Source organism: Syntrophothermus sp. (genome assembly GCF_013314835.1).
In the GTDB taxonomy this organism is placed as follows: Bacteria; Bacillota; Syntrophomonadia; order Syntrophomonadales; family Syntrophothermaceae; genus Syntrophothermus; species Syntrophothermus lipocalidus.
Map to the genome: position 1 here is coordinate 1 of NZ_JABUEX010000141.1, position 2828 is coordinate 2828.

The 2828-nt window shown below is 55.2% G+C and carries 1 rRNA gene; it reads right to left on the reverse strand.

From position 1 onward, the window contains the following. Positions 1-2776, reverse strand: a 23S ribosomal RNA gene (locus HPY90_RS16400); the annotation flags it as partial. Positions 2777-2828: the final 52 nt, after the last annotated feature.

A 2828-nucleotide genomic window follows, 5' to 3' on the forward strand; every position in this document is an offset into this window, starting at 1 on the left:
CGCCCACGACAGATAGGGACCGAACTGTCTCACGACGTTCTGAACCCAGCTCACGTACCGCTTTAATGGGCGAACAGCCCAACCCTTGGGACCTAATTCAGCCCCAGGATGCGATGAGCCGACATCGAGGTGCCAAACCTCCCCGTCGATGTGGACTCTTGGGGGAGATCAGCCTGTTATCCCCGGGGTAGCTTTTATCCGTTGAGCGATGGCCAGCCCACTCAGCGCCACCGGATCACTAAGCCCGTGTTTCCACCCTGCTCGAGCTGTGTCTCTCGCAGTCAAGCTCCCTTCTGCCTTTACACTCAACGCGCGATTTCTAACCGCGCTGAGGGAACCTTTGGGCGCCTCCGTTACCCTTTAGGAGGCGACCGCCCCAGTCAAACTGCCCACCTGAGAATGTCCCCTGGCAGGATCACTGCTCAGGGTTAGAACTCCAGCACATTAAGGGTGGTATCCCAAGGCCGGCTCCAGAAGAGCTAGCGCCCCTCCTTCTACGCCTCCCACCTATCCTGTACATAACATGCCAAAATCCAATCTCAAGCTACAGTAAAGCTCCACGGGGTCTTTCCGTCTAGTCGTGGGTAACCTGCATCTTCACAGGTACTTACAATTTCGCCGAGCCCCCCATCGAGACAGCGCCCAAGTCGTTACGCCATTCGTGCGGGTCGGAACTTACCCGACAAGGAATTTCGCTACCTTAGGACCGTTATAGTTACGGCCGCCGTTCACCGGGGCTTTGGTTCGGAGCTTCGGTTCCCCTAACCCCTCCCCTTAACCTTCCGGCACTGGGCAGGCGTCAGCCCCTATACTTCGTCTTTCGACTTAGCAGAGACCTGTGTTTTTGATAAACAGTCGCTTGGGCCGTTTCTCTGCGACCTCCTCGGGCTTTAGCTCTCACTATCACCCTACTGAGGCATCCCTTCTCCCGAAGTTACGGGATCATTTTGCCGAGTTCCTTAACAGGGGTTCTCTCGCGCGCCTTAGGATTCTCTCCCCGCCTACCTGTGTCGGTTTGCGGTACGGGCACCTACTTCCTCGCTAGAGGCTTTTCTAGGCAGTATGGGTTCAACCAGTTCCGCTACTATAATTTCGCTCCCCATCGCGCCTCAGGATCTTGTGCAGCGGATTTCCCTGCCGCACCCCCTACTCGCTTGGACAGGCTATTCCATCAGCCTGATGGCCTACCCTCCTGCGTCACCCCATTGCTTGGCTCATATGCCCTTCCTTTCGGAACTTGCGCCCCTCCATTCCAGACATATTCACCATGGCCGGCTCTCGGTGGTACCGGAATATTAACCGGTTGTCCATCGCCTACGCTATCCAGCCTCGGCTTAGGCCCCGACTAACCCTGAGAGGACGACCCTTCCTCAGGAAACCTTAGGCTTTCGGCGAAGGGGATTCTCACCCCTCTTTTCGCTACTTATACCGGCATTCTCACTTGTGTCGGATCCACAGGTCGTTCCCGTCCTGCTTCTACTCCGGCACAACGCTCCCCTACCAATACCTTCCGGTATTCCGCTGCTTCGGTGATGAGCTTCAGCCCCGTTACATTTTCGGCGCAGAATCACTCGACCAGTGAGCTATTACGCACTCTTTAAATGAATGGCTGCTTCTAAGCCAACATCCTGGCTGTCTGTGCAATCCTACATCCTTTCCCACTTAGCTCATACTTTGGGACCTTAGCAGACGATCTGGGCTGTTTCCCTCTCGACTATGAAGCTTAGCCCCCACAGTCTGACTCCTGGGCAACAACTTATGGAATTCGGAGTTTGAAAGGGTTCGGTAACCTTTTTGGGCCCCTAGCCCGATCAGTGCTCTACCTCCATAACTCTCTTACCCAAGGCTAGCCCTAAAGCTATTTCGGGGAGAACCAGCTATCTCCGAGTTCGATTGGCATTTCACCCCTATCCACAGCTCATCCCATGCCTTTTCAACGACAACGTGGTTCGGGCCTCCACGGAGTTTTAACTCCGCTTCACCCTGGCCATGGATAGATCACCCGGTTTCGGGTCTACAGCATGCGACTTCCGCCCTCTTAAGACTCGCTTTCGCTGCGGCTCCGCATCTCCTGCTTAACCTCGCCACATACTGTAACTCGCCGGTCCGTTCTACAAAAAGTACGCAGTCAGGCGCTCCCGGGTTCCCCCGGTCATCACCCTCCTACTGTTTGTAGGCTACACGGTTTCAGGTTCTATTTCACTCCGCTCCCGCGGTTCTTTTCACCTTTCCCTCACGGTACTAGTTCACTATCGGTCGTCAGCTGGTATTTAGCCTTAGGAGGTGGTCCTCCTAGCTTCCCACGGGATTCCTCGTGTCCCGTGGTACTCAGGTAGTCAATGGCTCTATCTGCCCTTTCGCTTACTGGACTATCACCATCTATGGTGGGCCTTTCCATGCCGCTTCAGCTAGAACAGATTCGAACCCGCAACAGCTGCAGCTGCCGCTATTGACCCCTTCAACCCCACATGCACAACGCCTGCAGACTATCACATGCATGCGGTTTAGGCTCTTCCCCCTTCGCTCGCCGCTACTAAGGGAATCGATGTTTCTTTCTCTTCCTTGCGGTACTAAGATGTTTCAGTTCCCGCAGTTCCCCTCCTCACCCTATGGATTCAGATGAGGATACCGCAACATTACTCGCGGTGGGTTCCCCCATTCGGGTATCCCCGGATCAAAGCCTGCTTGTGGCTCCCCGAGGCGTATCGCCACTCGCTGCGCCCTTCTTCGGCCGCTGACGCCAAGGCATCCACCGTGCGCCCTTCCTAACTTGATCTATCTTCCCTCGGCGAAATATTCTTCCCACTGTGCAATTTTCAAGGTGCAAA